The sequence below is a fragment of the Runella sp. genome (assembly GCF_965279615.1).
GTDB lineage: Bacteria > Bacteroidota > Bacteroidia > Cytophagales > Spirosomataceae > Runella.
In genome coordinates this window covers 2,789,154-2,811,336 of record NZ_OZ257252.1, presented here as the reverse complement: position 1 = coordinate 2,811,336, position 22,183 = coordinate 2,789,154, and the positions used below count along the sequence as shown (strand labels likewise).

General features: G+C 44.7%; 19 protein-coding genes. 3 read left to right on the top strand and 16 right to left on the bottom strand.

From position 1 onward, the window contains the following. Window position 1: 1 nt before the first annotated feature. The 11 genes from ACQY73_RS12075 to ACQY73_RS12025 form a co-directional block, all read right to left on the bottom strand. A complete protein-coding gene (locus ACQY73_RS12075) occupies window positions 2-1,564 on the bottom strand; it encodes an FGGY family carbohydrate kinase (protein WP_428666046.1) in 1,563 nt (520 codons plus the stop codon). Beyond that, window positions 1,561-2,517, bottom strand: a complete 957-nt coding sequence (locus tag ACQY73_RS12070) for an ABC transporter permease (RefSeq protein ID WP_428666043.1) — start codon at window positions 2,515-2,517, stop codon at window positions 1,561-1,563. The genes ACQY73_RS12075 and ACQY73_RS12070 overlap by 4 nt, the downstream gene beginning before the upstream one ends. 79 nt (window positions 2,518-2,596) lie before the next feature. Continuing rightward, window positions 2,597-4,081 (bottom strand): sugar ABC transporter ATP-binding protein, encoded by a 1,485-nt coding sequence (locus tag ACQY73_RS12065; protein ID WP_428666040.1) that lies wholly within the window; start codon window positions 4,079-4,081, stop codon window positions 2,597-2,599. After that, entirely contained in the window at window positions 4,082-4,501 is a 420-nt protein-coding gene (locus ACQY73_RS12060; RefSeq protein WP_428666037.1) for a GxxExxY protein, read from the bottom strand. It lies immediately after the preceding gene. 93 nt (window positions 4,502-4,594) lie between these two features. Beyond that, window positions 4,595-5,191, bottom strand: a complete 597-nt coding sequence (locus ACQY73_RS12055) for a DUF2291 domain-containing protein (RefSeq protein ID WP_428666034.1) — start codon at window positions 5,189-5,191, stop codon at window positions 4,595-4,597. A gap of 50 nt (window positions 5,192-5,241) precedes the next feature. Beyond that, window positions 5,242-6,150: a D-ribose ABC transporter substrate-binding protein gene (locus tag ACQY73_RS12050; RefSeq protein ID WP_428666032.1), complete on the bottom strand. Its 909-nt coding sequence runs from the start codon at window positions 6,148-6,150 to the stop codon at window positions 5,242-5,244. A 25-nt stretch (window positions 6,151-6,175) separates the two neighbouring features. Next, window positions 6,176-7,795, bottom strand: a complete 1,620-nt coding sequence (locus ACQY73_RS12045; RefSeq protein ID WP_428666029.1) for a DUF5060 domain-containing protein — start codon at window positions 7,793-7,795, stop codon at window positions 6,176-6,178. A 4-nt stretch (window positions 7,796-7,799) separates the two neighbouring features. After that, on the bottom strand, window positions 7,800-8,816 hold the full coding sequence (locus tag ACQY73_RS12040; RefSeq protein WP_428666026.1) for a transketolase family protein: 1,017 nt from the start codon (window positions 8,814-8,816) through the stop codon (window positions 7,800-7,802). An 87-nt stretch (window positions 8,817-8,903) separates the two neighbouring features. Next, a complete protein-coding gene (locus ACQY73_RS12035) occupies window positions 8,904-9,710 on the bottom strand; it encodes a transketolase (protein WP_428666024.1) in 807 nt (268 codons plus the stop codon). 103 nt (window positions 9,711-9,813) lie between these two features. Continuing rightward, on the bottom strand, window positions 9,814-11,208 hold the full coding sequence (locus tag ACQY73_RS12030) for an L-fucose/L-arabinose isomerase family protein (RefSeq protein ID WP_428666022.1): 1,395 nt from the start codon (window positions 11,206-11,208) through the stop codon (window positions 9,814-9,816). A gap of 110 nt (window positions 11,209-11,318) precedes the next feature. Beyond that, a complete protein-coding gene (locus tag ACQY73_RS12025; protein WP_428668451.1) occupies window positions 11,319-12,086 on the bottom strand; it encodes a DeoR/GlpR family DNA-binding transcription regulator in 768 nt (255 codons plus the stop codon). A 159-nt stretch (window positions 12,087-12,245) separates the two neighbouring features. Here ACQY73_RS12025 and ACQY73_RS12020 point away from each other — a divergent pair, with 159 nt between their 5' ends. After that, window positions 12,246-13,751, top strand: a complete 1,506-nt coding sequence (locus ACQY73_RS12020) for a nucleoside hydrolase-like domain-containing protein (RefSeq protein WP_428666019.1) — start codon at window positions 12,246-12,248, stop codon at window positions 13,749-13,751. Between the two features lie 120 nt (window positions 13,752-13,871). Here the strand turns inward: ACQY73_RS12020 and ACQY73_RS12015 are convergent, their stop codons facing one another. The 4 genes from ACQY73_RS12015 to ACQY73_RS12000 form a co-directional block, all read right to left on the bottom strand. After that, entirely contained in the window at window positions 13,872-14,738 is an 867-nt protein-coding gene (locus tag ACQY73_RS12015) for a ThuA domain-containing protein (protein WP_428666017.1), read from the bottom strand. A gap of 206 nt (window positions 14,739-14,944) precedes the next feature. Then, window positions 14,945-16,555, bottom strand: a complete 1,611-nt coding sequence (locus tag ACQY73_RS12010) for a carboxylesterase/lipase family protein (RefSeq protein ID WP_428666014.1) — start codon at window positions 16,553-16,555, stop codon at window positions 14,945-14,947. 70 nt (window positions 16,556-16,625) lie between these two features. After that, the gene (locus tag ACQY73_RS12005) at window positions 16,626-17,639 is read right to left on the bottom strand and encodes a sugar phosphate isomerase/epimerase family protein (protein ID WP_428666011.1); all 1,014 of its coding nucleotides are present in this window, start codon (window positions 17,637-17,639) and stop codon (window positions 16,626-16,628) included. 50 nt (window positions 17,640-17,689) lie between these two features. Beyond that, entirely contained in the window at window positions 17,690-19,324 is a 1,635-nt protein-coding gene (locus ACQY73_RS12000; RefSeq protein WP_428666008.1) for a carboxylesterase/lipase family protein, read from the bottom strand. A gap of 128 nt (window positions 19,325-19,452) precedes the next feature. On the opposite strand from ACQY73_RS12000, the gene ACQY73_RS11995 reads away from it, so the two are divergent. Continuing rightward, the gene (locus ACQY73_RS11995; protein WP_428666005.1) at window positions 19,453-20,145 is read left to right on the top strand and encodes an NUDIX hydrolase; all 693 of its coding nucleotides are present in this window, start codon (window positions 19,453-19,455) and stop codon (window positions 20,143-20,145) included. Between the two features lie 71 nt (window positions 20,146-20,216). Here ACQY73_RS11995 and ACQY73_RS11990 read toward each other — a convergent pair whose 3' ends face one another. Further along, a complete protein-coding gene (locus ACQY73_RS11990) occupies window positions 20,217-20,903 on the bottom strand; it encodes a 3-keto-disaccharide hydrolase (RefSeq protein ID WP_428666003.1) in 687 nt (228 codons plus the stop codon). Window positions 20,904-21,114: 211 nt separating this feature from the next. On the opposite strand from ACQY73_RS11990, the gene ACQY73_RS11985 reads away from it, so the two are divergent. Next, a complete protein-coding gene (locus tag ACQY73_RS11985; RefSeq protein WP_428666001.1) occupies window positions 21,115-22,041 on the top strand; it encodes an NAD-dependent epimerase/dehydratase family protein in 927 nt (308 codons plus the stop codon). The last annotated feature ends 142 nt before the right edge of the window (window positions 22,042-22,183 follow it).

The following is a 22,183-nucleotide window of genomic DNA, read 5'->3' as shown; positions in this document are numbered from 1 at the left end:
ATCACCATGTTTTCGCTATTTTATCTTTCCATTCGCTGTAACCTTTGTTCGCAGTTATATTTGTTAAATCAGGCAAAATGGTAGCTGTCTTTGCCTGATTGAGCAATTGAAGTTGAGCAATGCTTTCAAAAACTCCGCTCTTCAACCCTGCCAAATAAGCAGCGCCCAAGGCCGAAACATCGGAATTTTGTTGTTTTTTGAGGGGCAATGCCAACAGGTCAACCAAAAATCGAATAACAAATTGATTTTTGGTCATACCACCATTGACCGAAATGCTTTTAAGCGGCGATCTCATATCCTGTTCCATTGCCATAATGACATCTTTGATCTGGTAGGGAATACTTTCCAAAGCCGCCCGTACAATATGATTTTTGGTAGTACCAAAGGTCATTCCTTCCAACGACGCCCGCCGGCTCATTTGCCAATGCGGCGCGCCCAAACCACTAAAGGCCGGAATCAGGTATACGCCCGCATTATCGGCCACCGAAACGGCCATAGCTTCCGTTTCTGAAGCCTCTTTAAAAAGATTTAATTCGTTTTTCAACCATTCTATCGTCGAGCCGCAGGAAACAATGGCGCCTTCCAACGCATAATCCACGCGATTTTCGGTGCTCCAACAAATCGTTGTGAGCATTCCGGCAGATGATAAAATCGGTTTGGCGCCACTATTCATCATGATCGAACTGCCCGTACCGAGCGTCACTTTGGCAGTGCCCTGCTCAAAACACCCTTCTCCGAAAGTGGCGGCGTGAGAATCTCCGATAAGGGAAGTAATCGGGATTGAGAATGGGGGATTTGGGATTAACGATTTTGGATTGGGGATTGAGGAGGTATTTATTTCATCAAATCTAAAATCGTAAATCTCCATTCCCAAATCCAAAATCCCAATTCCAAAATCGAAAGAGGAAGGACAAACTTCGGGTAAATTCAGCTTTTCCAAATCCCAGAGGGCCAGAATTTCATCATCCCACGTAAGCGTATGAATGTTAAAAAACAAAGTGCGGGAGGCATTGGTATAATCCGTTTTGAACGATTTCCCGTTGGTTAGTTTAAACAATAACCAACAATCAACGGTCCCGAAAAAGAGTTCTCCGGCCTCTAGTTTTTCTTTCAGATCGGCATCGTTTTCCAACAGCCAAAGCAGTTTTGTTCCCGAAAAATAAGGGTCTAACAACAAGCCCGTTTTTTGTCGGATCAGCTCTTCCTGTCCTTTTTCCTTTAATTCCCGACAAATAGCAATCGAACGTTTACACGCCCATACTACCGCCGGGCTAACGGCTTTGCCGGTGTTGTCCCAAAGAATGAAGGTTTCGCGTTGGTTGCTTATGCCGCAGGAGGCGATTTCAGCGGGGTCAAAGCCTTTATTTATGAAATCGTTAAGGCATTCATTGACCGACGTCAGCACATTTTGAAAAATGCCTTCGGGATCCTGCTCTACAAATCCATTGTCAAAATAATTGGTTTTCAACTCTACCGAACCTTTGGAAACGGCTTCTCCATTGGCATCAAAAATGATGGTTTTGGTGCTGCTTGTTCCTTGGTCAATGGCTAAAATGTAGTTCATTTCTTGCTTTTTCTATCAATGATCACCGCCAATAAGATCACTCCACCTTTGACCACTTGCTGCCAAAACGGCGAAACATTCAGCAGTACCAATCCGTTATTGAGCACGCCGATAATAACGGCTCCAATGACCGTTCCGGTGACCGAACCTACACCGCCCGAAAGCGAAGTGCCGCCAATGACAACGGCCGCAATGGAATCTAATTCATAACTTGTGCCGGCATTGGGTTGGGCTGAATTTAAACGTGATGTTACCAAAATGCCTCCTATCGCCGCCATCATTCCCGCGATTCCATACACGCCTAATTTGATGCGATTGATATTGATCCCTGACAGGAAAGCGGCCTTTTCGTTGCCGCCAATGGCGTAAATATGTCGGCCGAACGTCGTTTTTTGGGTGATAAAAATCATCAGTAAAACAACCGCCACCGAGATCCAAACGGGAACCGGAATACCAATAAGCCAACCCGACCCAATGAATTCGAAGTTGGTTCCTAAATTTGAAATGGGAATCCCCTGTGAATAAAGCATTGTTCCACCACGCGCAATGGTCAGCATGGCAAGCGTAGCCACAAAAGGCGGAATGGAGAATTTGGTGATGACCCAACCATTGAAAAGACCCAGCGCCAATCCGATAAGCAATGCCGACAAAACCCCACCCAAGGTGGTAAAACCAATGAATACATCTAACGACTCAATCGCAATACCGTTTTTCAATAATCCTGCACACACTACCGACGTAAACGCCAACACCGACCCGACCGACAGATCAATGCCCGCCATCAAAACTACCAAAGTCATGCCGACCGAAATGCAGACATTGACGGAAATTTGTCGCAATACATTCCATAAATTATTGGTTGTCAAAAACTTATCTGACAACAAACTGATCACTAAACACAGCAAGAACAATGCGATGAGTGACTGTGATTTTTTGAGTAAATCTTTGTTCATGTTTTGGATTTAGGAATTTGGAATTACGATTTTGGATTTAAATGCGCTATTTCTGAAACCCAAAATCGTAATTCGTAAATCAAATTGCTGCTTTTAGTAATGTATCTTCATCCGCTTCACCGGCTTGAAGTGATGCTTTGATCTTACCTTCGGCCATTACCAAAATCCGGTCTGAGAGGGCTAAGATTTCGGGGATTTCTGACGAAACCAACAGGATGCTCAGCCCCTCTTTTGCCATTTTCTTTACCAATTGGTAAATTTCATTTTTGGCGTTAATGTCAATTCCTCGCGTAGGCTCATCAAGCAGCAAGATTTTCGGATGCGTTGCCAGCCATTTGGCCAATACTACCTTTTGCTGATTTCCGCCGCTCAAATTCACGCAGGCCTGATTTTCGGAAGGCGTTTTAATATTTAATTGCTTGATGTAACCCTGAGCGTTGGTTTTATCCTTTGCAGCATTCAAAACCCCGAATTCAGGTAAAGTGGTCAGGCTGATATTTTCGGCAACGGACATTCCCAACACCAAGCCTTCCGATTTACGGTCTTCGGTCACAAAAGCAATGCCGTTTTGAATGGCTTCTTTGGGCGAACGAACTTGCCGACGCTCGCCTTCAATTTCCAAAATGAAATGACTTTCAGACGGATGTGTTCCAAAAATGGTTTCCAACAGTTCTGTTCTACCCGCACCCATCAACCCAAAAATGCCTACGATTTCCCCCTTTTTTACTTCAAATGAAATGTCTTGCAGCATGTTCTTATTTTTGAGAGAAGGGTGTTTGAGGGTTAGCTTTTCCACTTTTAACATCGCATTCGCAACAGAATCAGAGGTTTCCTTCTTAGTGATCTGCACTTCTCGGCCCACCATTTTTCGAATCAATTCCTGCTCATTGGTTTGACTCATTTCACCCGCATCAATCGTACGACCATCGCGCAGCACCGTATAGCGGTCAACGATCTTGAACAGCTCATCCATTTTGTGAGAGATGTACACGATCGTTTTGCCTTCTCGTTTCAGTTCCCCGATGATTCGATGCAGGTCTGTGATCTCTTTGTCGGTGAGGGCCGAAGTGGGCTCATCCATCAAAATGATCTGCGCATTTGTCAGCAGCGCTTTTGCGATCTCAACCAGTTGTTGTTCGCCTATTTTCAGTTCCTGAATCAGCGTTTTAGGTGACACATTCAATTGCAGCTTTTCGAGTAATTCCTGCGCTTTTCGGTGCATTTTTTCGGTTTCCGGCAGACCAAAAGCATTGACCGTTTCGCGACCTAAAAACAGATTTTCGGTAATGTTCAATTGGGAGATCAGGTTCAATTCCTGATGAATAATGGCAATTCCCGCTTGTTGCGCTTCTTTGATAGTTTTAAATTTGACAGGTTGGCCATTCAACCGAATTTCACCGGCGTATTCCGGGTAAACGCCCGTCAGTATCTTCAAAAGTGTTGATTTTCCCGCGCCGTTTTCGCCCAAGATCGCATTTACTTTGGCAGGATAAAAAACAATATTTACCTGACTGAGCGCTTTCACGCCCGGGAATTCTTTTGATATGTTGATGGCTTCGAGCATTTATTGATTTTCGAATTGGGATTTTTTCTTTAATTTCTTTCTTTCGTTATCAAATATCTTGCGTTTTATTTCGGGCTTTTTGCCAAAATTCAGTAGTAGCCCTATCTCAACATCCGTTGCTCTCAAATAATTAATGAGTTGATATTCAAATTCTTCCACAATACATTCAGCAGCTTTTAATTCTAAAATAATGCAATCATTTATTGTCAGATCAGGGTAATATTCGCCCACTTCAAATCCTTTAAAATGTACTTTAACCTGCTTTTGTGCTTCTACTTTAAACCCCTTTGCTCTTAATTCAATGTACAAAGCATTCTGATATACTTTCTCTAAAAATCCATAGCCCAATTCATTATATACATCGTAAAAGGCTTTGATTATTTGTTCTGTAAGCTCTTTGTGTAAAACTTCTTTTTCCATTTTTCTCTATTTTTTTTGGAACACAGATGACACAGATTCCTTCGGAAACACAGATAACCACGGATGTTAAAATCTGTGTTGCTTGCATCCGTGTCATCTGTGTTCTAATTGTACGGGTAGTATAAGTACCTCTACGATCTCTTTCTTGCTCAATTTTAAAGCACCAATAAAACTGATTTCCTCCCCGACGTGCAATTTTTGGACGAGAGGCGGCAAAGCCTTTTCACGAATGACTGTATTCAATGCCTCAGATACTTTATTAAAATCAGCATTGGTTTTAAAATCGGTCAGTTTGACCAAACCCGAAGCATCGCGAATCGCATTGCCGAAAACGTATTTAGTATCAATGGAAATAGCCCCGGTTTTTTCATCCATAAGCGTTATCATTCCGTCTTCGATCCTGCTGATTTTCCCTGAACTTTTCACCATGAAAAAAGCAGAATTTCCAATACCCAGGCGATTGCCATATCGCTTAAAAGCTGAGTCAGGACTTGATCGCACCAAATCCAATAATTGACTCAGGTCAATAGCTTTATCACTTTTTAAAATGCCTTTGTAATAGAGAGAACCTACAAAGGCCACAAAGTCAAAATTGCCTCCTTTTTGCTTTCTAATGTCGCTTAATTTCCTGAAATAGACAGAGTTATAACCCAACAGCAGCATTATCGGTATGAGTATCAGTTTTTTCATTCCTCTATTATTTTAGAACACAGATGACACAGATTTTAAACGCTGCTCAATTAATAATTTTTGGCATTTGAAACCGTCACCAGTTCCACTTCTACGGGTACGCGTTGGGGAAAATCCCGCCGACCTTTGAAATACTCATCCGCATAGCGAGCGGCCGTTTGGGCCATTACCTTGGGGTATTGCATTCCGGTTGCCACGATCTTTTTCTCTTTGATTTTCTCGACCACATCAGCGGCTCCGTCGAAGCCAAATACTTTGACTTTATCAGCTTTTCCCGCCGATTGCAGCGCCTGAAAAGCACCCATTGCCATGGCATCGTTACCACAAAAGACCGCCTCAATTTCCGGTTGCGCCTGCATGATGGTTTCGAGCACTTCCATGGCTTTATTGCGGTCAAAATCTCCGCTTTGCTGCGCCACCATTTTCAGTTTTGGAAATTTATCCACCACCGAATGAAAGCCGCCCGACCGTGCCCATGTATTATTATCACCCACCAAACCGATAATTTCCACGTATTTGCCTTTTTCGCCAAGGGCTTTTACAAACTCAATACCGATCTCGACACAACCTGAATAATTATCAGACAATATCTGACTCGTAGCCGCATCATCGGCATTGACTTCCCGATCCATGCAAAAGACCGGAATTCCTGCCGATTTGGCTTTCAGAATAGTGGAGATCGAGCCATCAGCATCGGTGGGGTTGAACAAAACAGCATCGAAACCCGAAGAAATAAGGTTTTCAAAGTTGTCGGACTCGGTGGAAGGATTGTTTTGGGAGTCAAATATCTTGGCTTCATACCCCAATTTTCGGGCGTTTTCTGCGGCAGATTCCGCTAAAACTACAAACCAAGGATTGTTGAGCGTCGAAATGACTACCGCAATTTTGGGTTTTTCCTCCATTTTTTTAGAAGAACATCCCCAAAGCAAGACCAATAAAACAATGCCAATCCTCTTCATTTTGATTAATATCTTTAAGACTTGACTATTGGGATATTTCAGTGATTCTTAAGGCAATATAGGGTTTCAACGGCAACCGTATCCTTCGATTTTCTTTATCGTACATTCGGTAGTCGTTTACATCGCTTATTTCAAAAGTGGCAGGCACCGGTTGAATGCTCATGTCCCACGTATCAATGATCTCTACTTTGTAGCGATTGCCTTTTTTCGGCTTTTCAAAATTTGAATTTTTAGCGGGCAGATTAAAGGCCCAGCTTTCGTTGATGTCTTTTCCAAAATAGATAATATAACTTCCTTTGCCATTCGTGGTCGTTATGTAGTCGCGGCTCACATCTGCCGGTTCGATGGGTCCGGTTTCCTCCATTATTTTTCTAACAAACGCAATTCTCTTCCAACTGCTGCCTTTAAATTCCCCGCCTTTGGCCCAAAAGATGGTATCTCTGTTGTCTTTGAATGAGTACGATTCTCCGTGTGTGACATAGGTGCCGCCAATGAGTCCCATCCAGATCAGGTGGTTCATTTCTTCGCCGCTGTAGCGCCCCCATCGCTGTTTCAGATTTCCTTCGTAGCCCACTTCATCGTAAATAATGGGTTTATTGTAAATATTTCGGACAATAGAAGCCGCGCCCAAATGCATCACGGGCGCTTCGTCCTGAATGGACGCATGGGTAAGTTCGGGTTTCCAGTACTCAAAATACTTGGCGGTACTGCCGTGAATGGAACACAAATGCCGATAGGGATCGTTTTGCACAACGGCTTTGATCAATGTATTCCAATCGGCATCCGATTTACTTTTTACATAATCATATTCATTGGCCAACGACCACCAAACATTGCGGAAAGAAGCCAGCCGCGCCGTCAGGTAGCTAATGTACCGAAGGTTTGCTTCCATCGGCATTTCGTCAAAACCCCAACGCCCTTTATCGTACGGGTGAAAAAGAATCAGGTCGGCTTCAATGCCCAAGGCGCGTAAATCATCAATTCGTTTCTCTAATTTTTGAAAAAATACCGGATTGAACTGCGTGTAGTCCCACACCTTCAGGTCGTTTCCTGACGGCCCTTTTTTTACTTCCTTAACGAGGTAAGGATACACTTCGGGTTCTTCTTTGACCAGATCATAGTTTTTAGGAAAAACGCCCATTCTTATCTTATTGAATCCCGCGTTTTTCAATGTTTTAAGCGTCATTTCCTGCACGCCATTTGCCATGTGTGTCCAGGCGTAGGCCGTGGTGCCAAACGGAAAATAGTCTTTGCCGTCGGCATATTTGAAATGGTAAATATTGCTCACTTTTACCGGTCCATGATTGCTGCCGGTCGCTTTTACACACTCAAATGAGCCTTTTTTGTTGTTCAGTTCGGGAATGGTACTATGAGTGGTGAAGTTCCAAATCCCAATTTTTTGGGGCATAAAACGCACAACAAAATTGTTGTTGCCATCATAGAAACCCGCAACGGTTTGAGTGGTGTCTTTTGTGGAAAAGGTGGCCGTCAGCGTGACCGTTGCAAAGCCGTTCTCTTTGGGAGTGTGCTTAAACGATACTTCAAATCTATCCCATTGCTCCACTTTTGATTGGGCAAAAATTGGCAGCTGTAAGCATAAAAAAAGACAGGTCAATAAATGAATCTGTAGTATGCGTTTCTTCATCGCTTTAGTGTTCAAGCATGGTTAAAACTGTTTTTGTAAGCCCTTCGCCCGAAATTCCGTAATGGTCGAAAATCTCCGTTTGCGAACCTGAGACGGTATGATCGTCGGGCAAACCGATAATTTTGAACTTGTTACGAAAGCCATTCTGGAACAATAAAGAAGCAACGGCTTCGCCCAATCCTCCATGAACGGAATGTTCTTCCACCGTAATGATCGGTTTTTCATTGGCCGCTGTTTTCAGGATCAGTTCATTATCCAACGGTTTGACGGTGTGCATACTGATGATTCTGCACGAAATTCCGTGGTTTTCCTGCAAGATTTCGGCGGCTTTTACGCAGGGTAAAACGCCTTCGCCCGTGGCTATAAAGGTTAGATTTGAACCTTCTTTAATTACTCTACCTTTACCGAATTGGAATTTTGGATCGGCGATTTTGGATTGCTGATTTAATCCCAAATCGTAAATCCCTGATCCCAAATCCCTGATCCCAAATCGTAAATCCGCATTCATCGCTTTTTTGCCGAATCGAATATAGACCGGGCTTGCCATCTCGGCGGCTTGTCGGATAGCTTCATTGGTTTCAAAATTATCGGCAGGAGCAACGATGGTAATGTTGTTGATGGCTCTCAAAACGGCAAAATCGTGTAAGCTGTGGTGTGTACTGCCCAATGCTCCGTAACTCACGCCCGCCGAGATCCCGATCAGTTTGACCGGATTGTCGGAATAACAAACGTCATTTTTGATCTGCTCTAAACTGCGAGCGGTCAAAAAACACGCCGGCGAAACGGCAAAGGCTTTCTTGCCCATGCTTGCCAATCCCGCCGCTACACCCACTAAATTCTGTTCGGCAATGCCTACTTCCACGATTTGGTCGGGGAATTTTTGTCCAAACGCCACCAACTTTCCCGAACCGCGCGAATCGCTGGTCACGACCACTATATCACGATCTTTTTCAGCCAAGGCTTGAAGCGTTTCGGAGAACACTTCAAGGTTAGCCTTCATTTGAGTTTTTTCGATGATCATTTCATGTTAAGATTTTGGATTAGGGATTTACGATTTTGGCTTGCTGATTTAATCCAAAATCGTAGATCGTTATTCGTAAATCAAAAATCAATCTAATTCACTCATTGCCAACGCATACTGCTCGGCACTTGGCACGCCGTGGTGCCATTTGAGCACATTTTCCATGTAACTTATGCCTTTACCTTTAGTGGTATGAGCAATCACAAACGAGGGTTTTCCTGCCTCAAACGGCAGGCTTTTAAGGGTTTGTGTAAGTTCTTCCAAATCATGCCCGTCTACATGTTTGACGGCCCACCCAAACGCTTCGAGCTTTTTGTCAATGGGTTCGAGACCCATTACTTCGGCATTGGGAGCGGTGATCTGGAGTTTGTTATAATCCAAAATGGCGCATAGATTATCCAGTTTGTAGTGAGCTGCAAACATCATGGCTTCCCAGTTGGAGCCTTCGGCCATTTCGCCATCACCCAAAACCGTGAACACTTTTACCGGTGAATTGTCTTTTTTTGCCGCCAACGCCATGCCCGAACATATCGGTAATCCGTGGCCTAATCCGCCGGTGTTTTGCTCCATGCCGTTGATGTATTTGGTCGGGTGCCCGATGTAGGGCGAGTTGTATTTACAGAGCGTCAATAGGTCTTCTTCCGGAAAAAATCCCTTATCGGCCAATACCACATAAAGAGCTTCCACGCAGTGACCTTTGCTCTGAACGTATCTGTCGCGCAGATTGGAATGAAAATTTTCGGGCGAAACGTTCATTATCTCGTTATACAATACATTCAGAATATCAACAATCGACAAACTACCGCCCGTATGCCCTGCTTTGGCGTGATAGATGTACTTAAGGATTTTTCGCCTGTAAATCCTCGATCTCTCTTTTAATTCTTCTGTTGTCATTTAAAAACCATTTTGGATCAACGATTGGGGATTTTGGATTTACGAATAACGATTTACGATGGTTTATTTAATCCAAAATCGTAAATCAAAAATCTCAAATCGCCTAATGTTTATACACTTCCCAACCCATATAATTCTGCAAGGCTTCTTCCAAAATGCCCGCCGTTTTTGACGCGTTCATGACCACATGGTGCTCAAAACCATTACGGCACACGTATTTCATCAACTTCTGTAGATCAGGTATCTGAGCAACGGCGCGATTCCCAAACGTACTGAGTGGGTCGTTAGTCAATTCACCTTCGCCAATATACGCTTTGATGATTCCTTTGGGGTCGTCGGTACTGATACGTCCGTAGGTTAGAGGCATGGCAGGCGTGCGCCCGTCCAAAGCTCCGTAGGTATTCTCTACCCCGACCGTAGTGCCGAGAATTGGCGCATTGCTGATCTGAATATCAGGCAAAAATGATTTGGCCCAGTTGCCGCAGTGAAACAAAACACATTTGTCCTCGTCGTCGGCGTAATTGTTATTCCAGTCCACCAACGCGCTCGGCGAACCCGAAGCCAATTGCATGGCGTACATACTTAGGGTTCCCGTCACATCTACTTCACAGGCGCTCGGCAGCATATTTTCGGACATGATACTCATGCTCGTGCAAACATTGCAACCGTAATTTTGCTGCAAAGAAGTCCAACACTGAATGGCCGTGGCATCGAGGGCGTATTCTTCCATGAATTCTTTCAGGATCACATCCAGCTTGGCAATTTGGATCATGGCCTCATTGGGGGTTTTTCCTTTCGGAGCATAGGCATTGATGGCTTCTAAGTGCTGTTTTACGGAAACATCGTCTTTGGTCAGTTTATTGGCTTTTCCCAAAATTTCGGATAAGTCAACGGTGGTAACGGTGATGCCGTTTCGTTGTAAAATTTTCTCCGAATACCGCACCGTATTAAACGCACCCGGTCTTGCACCTACCGCGCCAATGCGTACATTACGAAGCCCTTTAACCACCCTGCACACCGCCACAAAATCTAACAGATCCTGATGAAAACGCGGGTCAGCCGGACTGATAACGTGCTGATCGGTAAGCGAATATTTAATTCCGTATTGGTACAGATTATTGCAGACCGAAATCTTCCCGCACCATGAATCACGCCGATTGATGACGTTCATTTTTGACAATTCATCGGGGTACGCCTGCACCAGCACCGGCACATTCAGGCCCGCTAATTTCAAAGTGTCGGCCACGCCTTTTTCGTCACCGAAATTGGGTAGAAGCACCAACACGCCGGCAATCTCTTCCCGATGTGCTTTGAACAATTCAGCGCATTTTTGGGCTTCTTTGTAGGTTTCTACGCCGCCAAGTTTGGTGTCGGAGCTATCCAACAGAATGGGTTTCAGCTTTAACTGTGCAAAAACTTCAATGATCTCCGTTCTTGCTTTTTCCACCAAACTATCGGGAAAGAAATCCCTGTTTCCAATGATGATTCCTAAGGTCATTTATATGTTATTGATTGATAGTCTTTGATTTTGGATTAGGGATTTACGATTTTGGATTGCCGGTTTACTCCCAAATCGTAAATCCCAAATCGCAATTCCCTATTCGTACATCACGCCACGATCACTTCTATCTCATTATCTCTGAAAACCTCCTTGTGTTTTTCTTCGATTCCGGCATCGGTAATGATGTAATCGATCAATCCCAACGCTCCCAAACTTGCCAGCGCACTTTTGCCGATCTTGGTACTGTCGGCCACCAAATAGGTAACTTCGGCGGCATCGATCATGGCTTTTTTGACCACCAGATCACTAATGCTCGGATACGTCAAACCCGATTTTAAGGAGATGCCGGCCGTTGCCAAAAACAGTTTTTGCACATTGAGCCCTTTAAAGAAATCGGCGGCTTTTTGTCCGGTCAATGAAAGGGTCGGCGGTTTGAATTCTCCGCCGGTCATAATTACCTCAATCCCGGATTCGGTTCCTAACATCAACGCAATATTCAACGCATTGGTAATAACGGTCAGGTTACGGATACCCGAGTTTTTCAGCTTTTTGGCGATTTCGGTCGTAGTGCTGCCGGAATCCAAAATGATGGTATCGCCTGTTTCAATAAACTCCAGGCATTTTTGAGCGATAATGGCTTTTTTATCCAAATTCTCCTGGTGTACCAACGAAAAACTCCGCACTTGGTCTTCTACATTTTTCAGGAAAGCGCCGCCGTGTTCCTTAATAATTAAGCCCTCACTTTCCAGCTTTTCCAAGTCCTGCCGAATGGTTACTTCGGTCACTTTAAAGAGTCGCGCCAAGTCCACAACTTTCGCTGAACCGTCTTCTTTCAAGAGGTCTAATATCTTTTCCCGACGCTGATTTGGTAGTATTGCCATAACTTTGATTCAAAACTAAAAGATAGTAATCGAAAATAAAAATAAATAATCGAAAATAATTGAAAACATTTTTATTGTTTTTAACTTCGCAAACTGAATTTTATTACATTATTTCTTTGATAGAGAAAACAGTTCGTTAAAAATACAAACAAAATGAAAATAATAGTAAGTCATTTACTTTGGGTGAGTTTGCTTGCTTTGTTCCTAACCGGAAAAGCAGTTTCTCAATCCAATCCGAAGCCCCGTACCATCGTTACGACCGACGGCGAGCTTGATGATGTGGATTCTTTTATACGAATGTTGCTTTACGCCAATGAATTCAAACTTGAGGGATTGGTCTACAGCAGTTCACAATGGCATTACAAAGGCGATGGCAAGGGCACGAAAATGACTTCCGAAATCGAAATGACCGCCAAACGATACGGTGAGCGCACCGAACTCCGCTGGCCGGGCACCACTTGGATGCAGGAATTATTGGACGAATACCAAAAAGTGCAACCCAACTTAGCCAAACATGCCAAAGGATATCCCACTGCCGGGGAGCTGAAAAAGTTGGTCAAAGTAGGAAATATTGACTTTGAAGGCGAAATGGAGAAAGAAACCGAAGGCTCTGAATGGATAAAAAAAGTACTGTTGGATGAAAACCCGCAACCCGTCTATTTACAAATCTGGGGCGGCACCAACACCGTGGCCCGCGCGTTGAAATCCATTGAGGAAACGTACAAAACCAAACCCAATTGGAAAGATATCTACGAAAAAGTTTCCAAGAAGGCCATCATTTACGCTGTTTTGGATCAGGATGCTACCTACAAAAAATACATTGCGCCGAATTGGGGCAAGATCCGGGTTTTCTATAATTCCAATCAGTTCTGGTGTTTGGCTTATCCCTGGACACGGGTAGTACCGGCCGAATTACAGCCCTATTTGAGGGGAGAATTCATCGCTAAAAATATCATTCAGAATCACGGGCCGCTGTTGGCAAAGTATTATTCGTGGGGCGACGGGCAAAAAATTGCCGGCGATCCGGAACATACCCAGGGAACTGAGGAAGATATGCAGAAAAACAAAATGACAAAGTATGACTTTATTTCGGAAGGCGATTCTCCCGCCTATTTTCAGCTATTGGAAGTAGGCCTGATGAATCGCGACAATCCCGAATACGGCGGTTGGGGTGGCAGAATGACGCAATCTCCCACTAATCCCTACCGCTGGGAAGATGCCCGAACGCTGACCGATTATAATCACTTTACCAAAAAAGAGGATGCGTCGTTTCCGCAAACCCGATGGATAGATGCGCTGCAACTGGATTTTGCCGCGCGAGCTGATTGGTGCGTAAAAGGCTATAAATCAGCCAATCACGCGCCTATCATTTCGGTCAAAGAAGGAAATAGCATCAACGTAAAAGCCGGACAAAAAATAGCACTAACTGCCAATGCGACCGACCCCGACGGTCATACCGTTTCTTATACATTTTGGCACTACCGGGAAGCCGGTACCTCGCCCGAAAAAGCAAACATTGAGGTAACGGGCGCTAAAGCAGCCGTTCAAATTCCTCAAAATGCAAAATCAGGTGATACGATCCATATCATTGTAGAAGGCAAAGACAATGGAGAACCGGCGCTGATCCGTTATCAACGCGTGATCTTAACAGTATCTTAAGCAGTAGAGCAAAAGTTCTTCGAATTTTCGCAAAACAAATAAAAAACAGCCTCGGCAACGGGATGGTTGTGAGCAACCAGACTTTTTCTGTTAATTGCTCTGCTCAACGAATTGAAAATTCTATTGTTGAGTTATTTTTCCGGCCCAGTAAATGGCATTATCAAGCAATTGAACCAATTCCGGCTTGGAAAATGCCTCGCCTGTGTGCCCGATGGAGGTATAAAACGTGCGTCCTTTTCCCGTGTCTTTGAACCATGCTACCGGATGATCTTTGCCCATCCCGAAATTTTTATCTTTGATCCAAAGCAAATTGCCGTTAGGAATGATCTTATCGCCGTTGATGGTATAAATGATGTTAAACCCTTTGCTGCGTGGGTTTTCAAAAAAGACGTACCATTCATCGGTATGCGACCATTGACCGGGCAGTTTTTTCAGTAATGTACTGTCGGTCAGAGGTTCCAGAAAAAGCGTTGCTTTCTGCAATTGAGGTTTCAGCGGATGGTGCGAAAACTTGGCTCCCAAAAGGTTCTTTTCGTACCACTCCCAATGATGAGAATCATCGCCCGAACCATGAATGCCGATGAGGCCGCCGCCGTTTTCCACATACTTTTCCAATGATTTCTTTTGCTCGTCATTGATGACTTCACCTGTGGAGTTGTTGAAAATGACAACGTTAAACTTCGCCAGTTGCTCCGCATTAAATGCTCCACCTTCTTCGGTTTCATACAAAGACCAGTGATTTTGCTTTGCCATATCGGCAAACATCTTTTTGGAAGCATCAATGGATTCGCCGTGTCGAAATCCCGTTGTTTTTGAAAACAATAAGACAGCAGGTTGATTTTGAGGAATGTTCAGTGCAGGCTTTTCCGTTTCGTACGATACCGGAAAGCCGTTCTTCACTTTATAGATAAAACCCGCCAACAACCCACCCAAAAGCACTACGATGCTTACAATACTTATCAGAACAATTTTAAGCCATTTTTTCATAGGTTAAACAGGTGTTTTTAATGTAAAACCGAGAAATGCAGAACTGAGAAACTGAAAAATAATAAACTGAAAAATGTAAAACCGAACCTTGACAGTATACGAAATGTAAAAGTGATATTTTGCCAACCGGTATTCTGTTTTTGGACCCATTCCCTTTTACATTTTTCAGTTTTACATTTCTCGGTTTTTCGGTTTATAAATAACCATTAATTACTGCTCAACAGTTCAAACAGCTCTTTGTCCATTTGCGGCTTTACAACACACTGATTATCAAAGTGCATCGTAGCGGTATTGGTAGCATTGTACGCAGGCCAGGCAGGCAAACCTTTGTGGCTTGGGTTGCCGGTACGGGCAAAGTTGATCCACGCCTGACTTACTTTATCGGCCAAAGCGTAGGCTTCTTTCGTACCGCCTGTCATTTCTTCGCTGCGTGCGATGTTGTTGAACACAAACGGCAGGTCTATGCAGTGGATCGCTTTGTATTTTCCACCCATCACCGGCGATTGCCACGTAAACAGGTACATATAGACCGGTGCGCCGCCCGCTACTGCCGATTTCGTATTGGCCTGTACCACCGCCCCGGGACGAAACATGGCATCAATGTCGATCAGATCAGAGGGTTTGGTATCGTTAGGGTACGCTTTCTTGGCGGCGGCTAAAAAAGCATCAGCCTTTGCACCATAGCGTTTTTTGACAAAGTCCGTGACTTGTTCCGTAGTACCATTGCTTAAACCTGCACCCAATGAAGCCATAAATTCATTTTTAACCGTCCCGATCAGCAACGGAATATTCTTAGACAGTTCAAATGCTTCGTTTGAAAAAAGTTGGTAAGGCAATATTTCACCGTCACGGCTTGGGCCCCAACTCAACCCAAATCCAACAACGGGCTTGCCTTCGGCTTTCATTTTATCGGCTACAACTTTCAGGGCTTTTTTGCCGGCGGCGCTGAGTTTGTCAAAAGGTACTTTCTGTAAACTATCGGCCTGATTGGGTTGAAGTCCGAGCGCATTCAATACTTCGGCAGTAATGCGTTGTGTTTCTGATTTTTCCAGCATCGCTGTTCTGAACGCACCGCTTTCGTTGACCGCTTTGTGAAACAATCCTTTAGCAGAAGGCATTGCCATAAGTGTATTCACCTTAGCCCCGCCGCCCGACTGCCCGAAGATCGTTACGTTGTTAGGATCACCGCCAAAATTCTCAATATTGGTTTTTACCCATTCCAACGCCACTTTCATGTCCAGTACGCTCAAATTAGCGGACTGTTTGTATTTTTCGCCGTAAGCCGATAAGTCTAAGTAGCCCAAAATATTCAAGCGATGATTGATGGAAACCACGACCACATCACCTTTTTTAGCCAAATTTTCACCATCAGTCGAAGGCAACTCCTGCGACGAGCCTGAGGTAAAACCACCCCCGTGAATCCAGAAAAGAACGGGGCGTTTTTTGCCGTCATTAATGCCCGGCGTCCAGACATTGATGCGCATGCAATCTTCGTTAGGATAACCCCAATCGTGGTGAAATACAAATTCCACTTCGTCCTGTACGGAAGTGGTTGGGTCCATCAAAGGAGCCACCGGCCCGTAAGACAAAGAACTGCGTACCCCTTGCCACGGTTTGGGTTTTTGAGGTGCTTCAAAACGTTTGGCTTCGGCATACGGTATACCCTTATACGTAAAGATGGCGTTATGAATGTAGCCGCGTACTTTGCCGGCATCGGTAGTGGTCACGGCGACATTTTCACCCGTTGTGATTTGGGCCACTGCCGGTTGAAGCAATGAGCAGCCGGCTATTCCAAGCAGAAATAGGTTGTTTTTCATAGATTACAGGAAAGTTTTGACTATGTATTAGACTTGGAAAGTTTTTGAAACTTTCCAAGTCGGGAAAAAATCAGCTAACCAGAATATTTTTGGCATAGGCCACACATTTGGCTACTTCTTTGACAGCATTAGAACCGGCGGGAATTTCGTATTCCAATTCGACGGTTACCGGAAATTTATATTTTTTTGCTTTGAACATCAACAACATTTCCTTGATGGGCGTATCGCCTTTGCCCCACTCCAAATTCCCTGCTCCGTGTTCGGGAGTGGTGCGGTCTTTGATGTGCATGGTCGAGATACGGTCGTGTTTTGCTTCCAGAAAAGCCATGAGCGATTCTTTGGTGTTTTTGCCGCCCGCTGCCAAGTAGTGTCCGCAATCGAAGTTAATGGAATTGTAAGGCGACTGCGCCAATGCCGTATCCCAAAGGGTATCGGTAGCTTGGGTATGGTTGTGATATCCCATATATACTTTATTCTTGGCTCCCAGATCACCCAGACGTTGGGTTTGAGCGGGATCGGTTGGAAGTTCTACCGTCACACAATTGGCACCTAAGGCTTTCGCGGCTCTCATGCCGTATTCGACTTCCGCATCGGTGTTGGTTGGCGAAAAGGCGTTGGGCTTGAAAGCATAGATGGTGATGCCGGCATCGTTGTATTTCTTCCGAACTTCCTTGAATTTATCCATCGAAACGTTAGCGCGCCATTCGGCTACCTGCTTGTTGTATTCAGCAAGTTGGGCTTTTTGCTCGTCGGTCAACGGCGGTCTTCTGCCTCCTCCTGCGGGCGGCGGTCCCATTTGAATGGGCGACTTGGGTTTTCCGGCAAATGCTTCCACAGAGTCGCCCATGAGTTCGATGGCCGAGACGTTGGAATCAATGCAAAATTGCAGCAATTGGTCAACGTCGTGGGGCATACTTCGGTATGAATACGTAATAACGCCGATCTGAACTCCTCCAAATTTGGAATTGGGCTTTTCCAACCAACGATTCATTGCATTGCCGGCAGAGCTGAAACCCAACATCAAGCCGACCGTCGCCAACGGCGCTGCGGTCATAAACTCACGACGTGAAACTGTTTTTTCCATGATCCATTTAAAGGTTTAATTTTCTTCAATAAGCCATAATAACTCCGCCTTTACTTATTTCCGTACGCCTTATCCAAAAACTGATACCGAGCATCATTTACTGCTTTTTCAGCTTTTGATTCGGTATCCAAAATCATGACGGGAGGCGTAGCATCACCCGCTTTGGCTACCGGCCATTCGGGTAGCTTATCTCCGTTCGGATTTCCTGTTTTTACGAAATTGGCAAAATAATTCAGCATCGTTTCCGACACTTTATAGTCATCGGCAGTCCAGGCGTAATCTTTCACAAGGTGCAGATTTCCCATGCAATATTCGATCTCGCACGCATGAGGAGCTCCTACGGCTTTGGGTGCTTTCGGAGCGGGCCCATCGGCTCTTACGGTTCCGCCTGCCAGTCCGGAAGACAGTGATTTATCCACTAATTCAGGGCGAAGTTTGCTGTATAAATACCGATAGACGGGCTGTGAACTGTTGTTACGGTGCAGATCAAACCATTTCCACGTGCTGTAGGAGATAAAACGGTCGGCGGCCAATGCCGTGGCTGAAAGTTCAATCTCTTTTTCTGAACCATGAGGATAGAGTTTCAGCACTTCTTCAAAATCGTTTGGATATTCCTTCTTGACCCGTGCTACGAAGTTTTCATCCTTATACGGTTGCCCCTGCATGAAGGCCATGCCCGGGATTTCGGCGGAGTTCCAGCCCAACAACAACGGTACCTGCGCCTGTTCTTTGGCCGCGAAGATCTGAGGTATGGTTTTAGGTAGAAAATAGCCGTCAATTACGATGGGAAAACCAAACATTTTTGATTCATCAAACAATTCATACACATCTCTTGACGATAGCGCCCTTAATTGTTTGATGCCTGACATACCTGATTTTTTCAGAAAATCTACGCCCATTTTTTCGCCATCAGCCAACGGAACGGGAGTCATGGTAGGATTGATACCGGCACCGCTTTCACCGATCGCTCCGGCGATAAGACCTCTTGACAGTGGCGACGACATCTGCATACTGACGGCGATCGAACCTGCTGATTCGCCGGCAAGGGTTATTTTCTTAGGGTCACCGCCAAAAGCGGCAATGTTTTTTTGTACCCATTTCAGGGCCGCAGCCTGATCCAACATTCCGTAATTGCCCGATGCTTTGTAAGGGGCTTCGGCAGAAAGTTCAGGATGGGCCAAAAACCCAAAAATATTGAGACGGTAATTGCAGGTAACAACCACAATTCCTTTTTTAGCCATGGCCTCACCGTCATAGCGCGGCTCCGAGCCATCGCCGGCGGCATTTCCTCCTCCGTAATAATATAACAGAACGGGCAGTCCTTTAGTGTTACGTTTGGCAGGCGTCCAAACATTCAGGTAAAGGCAATCTTCGCTCAGGCCGTTCGAGCGGGAATTCATATCGCCGAAAACGATTTTCTGCATGGGGCGCGGACCAAACTTTTTGGTTTCTTTTACTCCCTGCCAATGATCGGCCGGTTGCGGTGCTTTCCAGCGGAGATTACCGACGGGGGGCTTGGCAAACGGCACGCCAAAGTAAGTTTGAATGCCCGTTTTTGTATCGTAATTTCCTTCAATGATACCGTTTTCAATGGTTGCCTGTACCGCAAATGCGTTGTTTCCCTGCGCCATTACAGCACCGCTCAGCAGGCAAAGCAAGCCTAACAAATAGCCTTTTCTTTTCATTTTTTTGGGTTAAATTTATTTATTGTCTCATTTTGTGACAATAATAATTCACTTTTTGAAATATCCCTAGTTAATTTTGAAAAAATTGGTAGATTGCCGCAAAAAATTGAATTTAATCCGGTGAATTGGTGAACGAGAAAGATTATTTGGAGCATATTGCCTTTGATTCAGTGGTTTTTGGTTTTTCGGGGAATACGCTGAAAATTTTAATTATGGAATACCATAACACCGGATTTTTTGCGTTACCGGGTGGTTTTGTTCATCGAAACGAGAATCTGAACGATGCTGTCAGAAGGGGACTGAAAGAGCGCACCGGACTGGACAATATCTATCTGGAACAATTTTACACCTTTGGCGACACGGCACGCTACCGCCCCGAAGTAATGAAGACAATTCTGGAAGCCAATGGTCATATGACCGACAATACGCATTGGATGCTCGACCGTTTTATTTCGGTGGCTTATTACGCGTTGATCAATTATAAAGACGTAGTTCCCCAACCGGATGCCCTATCGGATTCCTGTGAATGGTATGCGGTTGATGCGCTTCCGCAGCTCATTTTGGACCACAACGCCGTTGTCGCCAAAGCTCTGCAAACCCTTCGCGACAATTTGGATCGTAAATTGGTAGGAGTGAATCTGTTACCTTCCCGTTTTACCATGAATGATCTGCAAAAAGTATACGAAGCCATTCTGGGTGAAAAGCTGCGCCGTACCACCTTCCAACGTAAAATGCTCAGCTTGGGCATTTTAAACCGCCACGAAAAGCAGTATTTGGGCAAAGCGCACAAAGCGCCGTTTTTGTATAGTTTTCAAAGTTAATGTTGGAAAGCAAACGTCGGCAAGGTTCAAAACCTTGCCGACGTTTCAGGAATTGATACAGACAGCTCATATCACTCCGTCAACTTCTTAATTGGCGTCAACGCTACTTTTCGAAATTCCACTTCTGCGCCTTCTGCCTGTAAGGCTATGTGGCCTTTTTGGGCAGTGCAATGAAAGCCATGATTGACCATGTCGCCGTTAACCCATACTTTGATGTGGTCGTTCAGGCATTCAACGATCATGGTATTCCATTCGCCCAAGGGCTTTTCGGAGTTATCGGTCAGGTTTTTTACACGGCGCTCTTTGCCGTCGACCGTTCCCCAATTTTCTTTCGGGCCGCGTCTTGTTTCCATTTCAGGTACTTCAATGTTTTCGACGATGCACCAAAAATCACCCGCATTTTTGTGCATCATCTGCGATTCGATGGATTTGGGGAACATACCGTACAATGCACGTGGCGTAGAAGCATGGAGCAACAGACCACAGTTGCCGGGCGCGCCGGCAAAGCGATATTGGATTTCTATGCGGTAATTTTCATGAACGGCATCCGTGATCAAATGGCCCTGAGGCTCGCCCAAACTTACCAACATGCCGTTTCGGATGATGAAGGGATTTCTCAGTTTAGGGTCTTTGTCCATTGCCGGAACGTCGATATGCCAACCCGTCAGGTCTTTACCGTTGAAAAGGCTTTTTTCCTGAGCAATTGAAGTGAAAACCGGGATGTTGAAAAGAAGAAATAAAAAGATGGTTACTTTCATGGATTTTAGTAGCTTTTACTTTCATAAAGAGACTCAAATTCTGTTTTTACCGAATAAATTTATTTACTGAAAAAAAATGCTGGAATAACCTATATTATATTTTGGTAAAGTCCTGTGAATGTATCATTTAATGCAATAAATTTCGCATGAATCATGTACATTTACAGAAAAGACCTTTAGGAGTTATCAGCCTTTTAAAAACAGCCATTTTATGCAAACAATCCTCGGATCAGGTGGGGCTATTGGCGTTGAGTTAGCCAAAGTGTTACACCAACAGTACACCAAAGAAATCAGACTGGTCAGTCGAAATCCTGAAAAGGTCAATCCGACCGACGAACTTTTTGCGGCGGATCTGTCCAATGCCGCCGATGTTGACGCCGCCGTGGCGGGCTCGGAAATCGTATATGTAACCATCGGATTTGAGTATAAACTCAGCGTTTGGCGCGAAAAATGGCCTACTTTCATACGTTTGCTGATCGATGTTTGCGCCCGACACAAAGCCAAACTGGTGTTTTTCGACAATGTATACATGTACGACCCTAAGGAGATTCCACACATGACCGAAGAGTCAAAAATGAATCCCTCAAGTGAAAAAGGCAAAGTACGGCACCAACTTGTCGATATGATCTTCGAAGCAGTTAAAGCTAAGAGAATCAAGGCGCTCATTGCCCGTTCGGCCGATTTCTACGGACCGGGCATTGGTACGAGTATGTTGCAGGAAACGGTGTATAAAAACCTGCAAAAAGATAAAACCGCCCAATGGATAGGAGGGGTGAATTATAAACATTCAGCTACTTACACGCCCGATGCGGCGCAGGCCACGGCATTATTGGGCAATACGCCTGATGCTTACGATCAAGTGTGGCATTTGCCTACTTACCCTGATCCTCCAACAGGCAAGCAATGGGTGGCTCTGTTTGCCGACCAAATGCATAAGAAAGCCAAAGTAAGCGCGATCCCTAAATTTATGTTGAAGATTCTGGGCTGGTTCATTCCGATCTTGGGTGAGGTGTATGAAATGACCTACCAATACGAACAGCCTTATTTCTTTGACAGCAGCAAGTTCATGAAACGTTTTCCCGATTTTAAAATAACAAGCTACCAAGAAGGAGTAAAGGAAATTGTAGCCCAAGGCTAAAATCTATCGTTTCTGTAACCAATGGGCGATGGGATCAATCCATTGCCTGTATCCTTATATCCCTTTACGAATAATTTGCGTTAACAGGCAGTAATTCAGATGCAAGTTGCCTTTTTTAGGTAAAACCATACGATAGATCGGT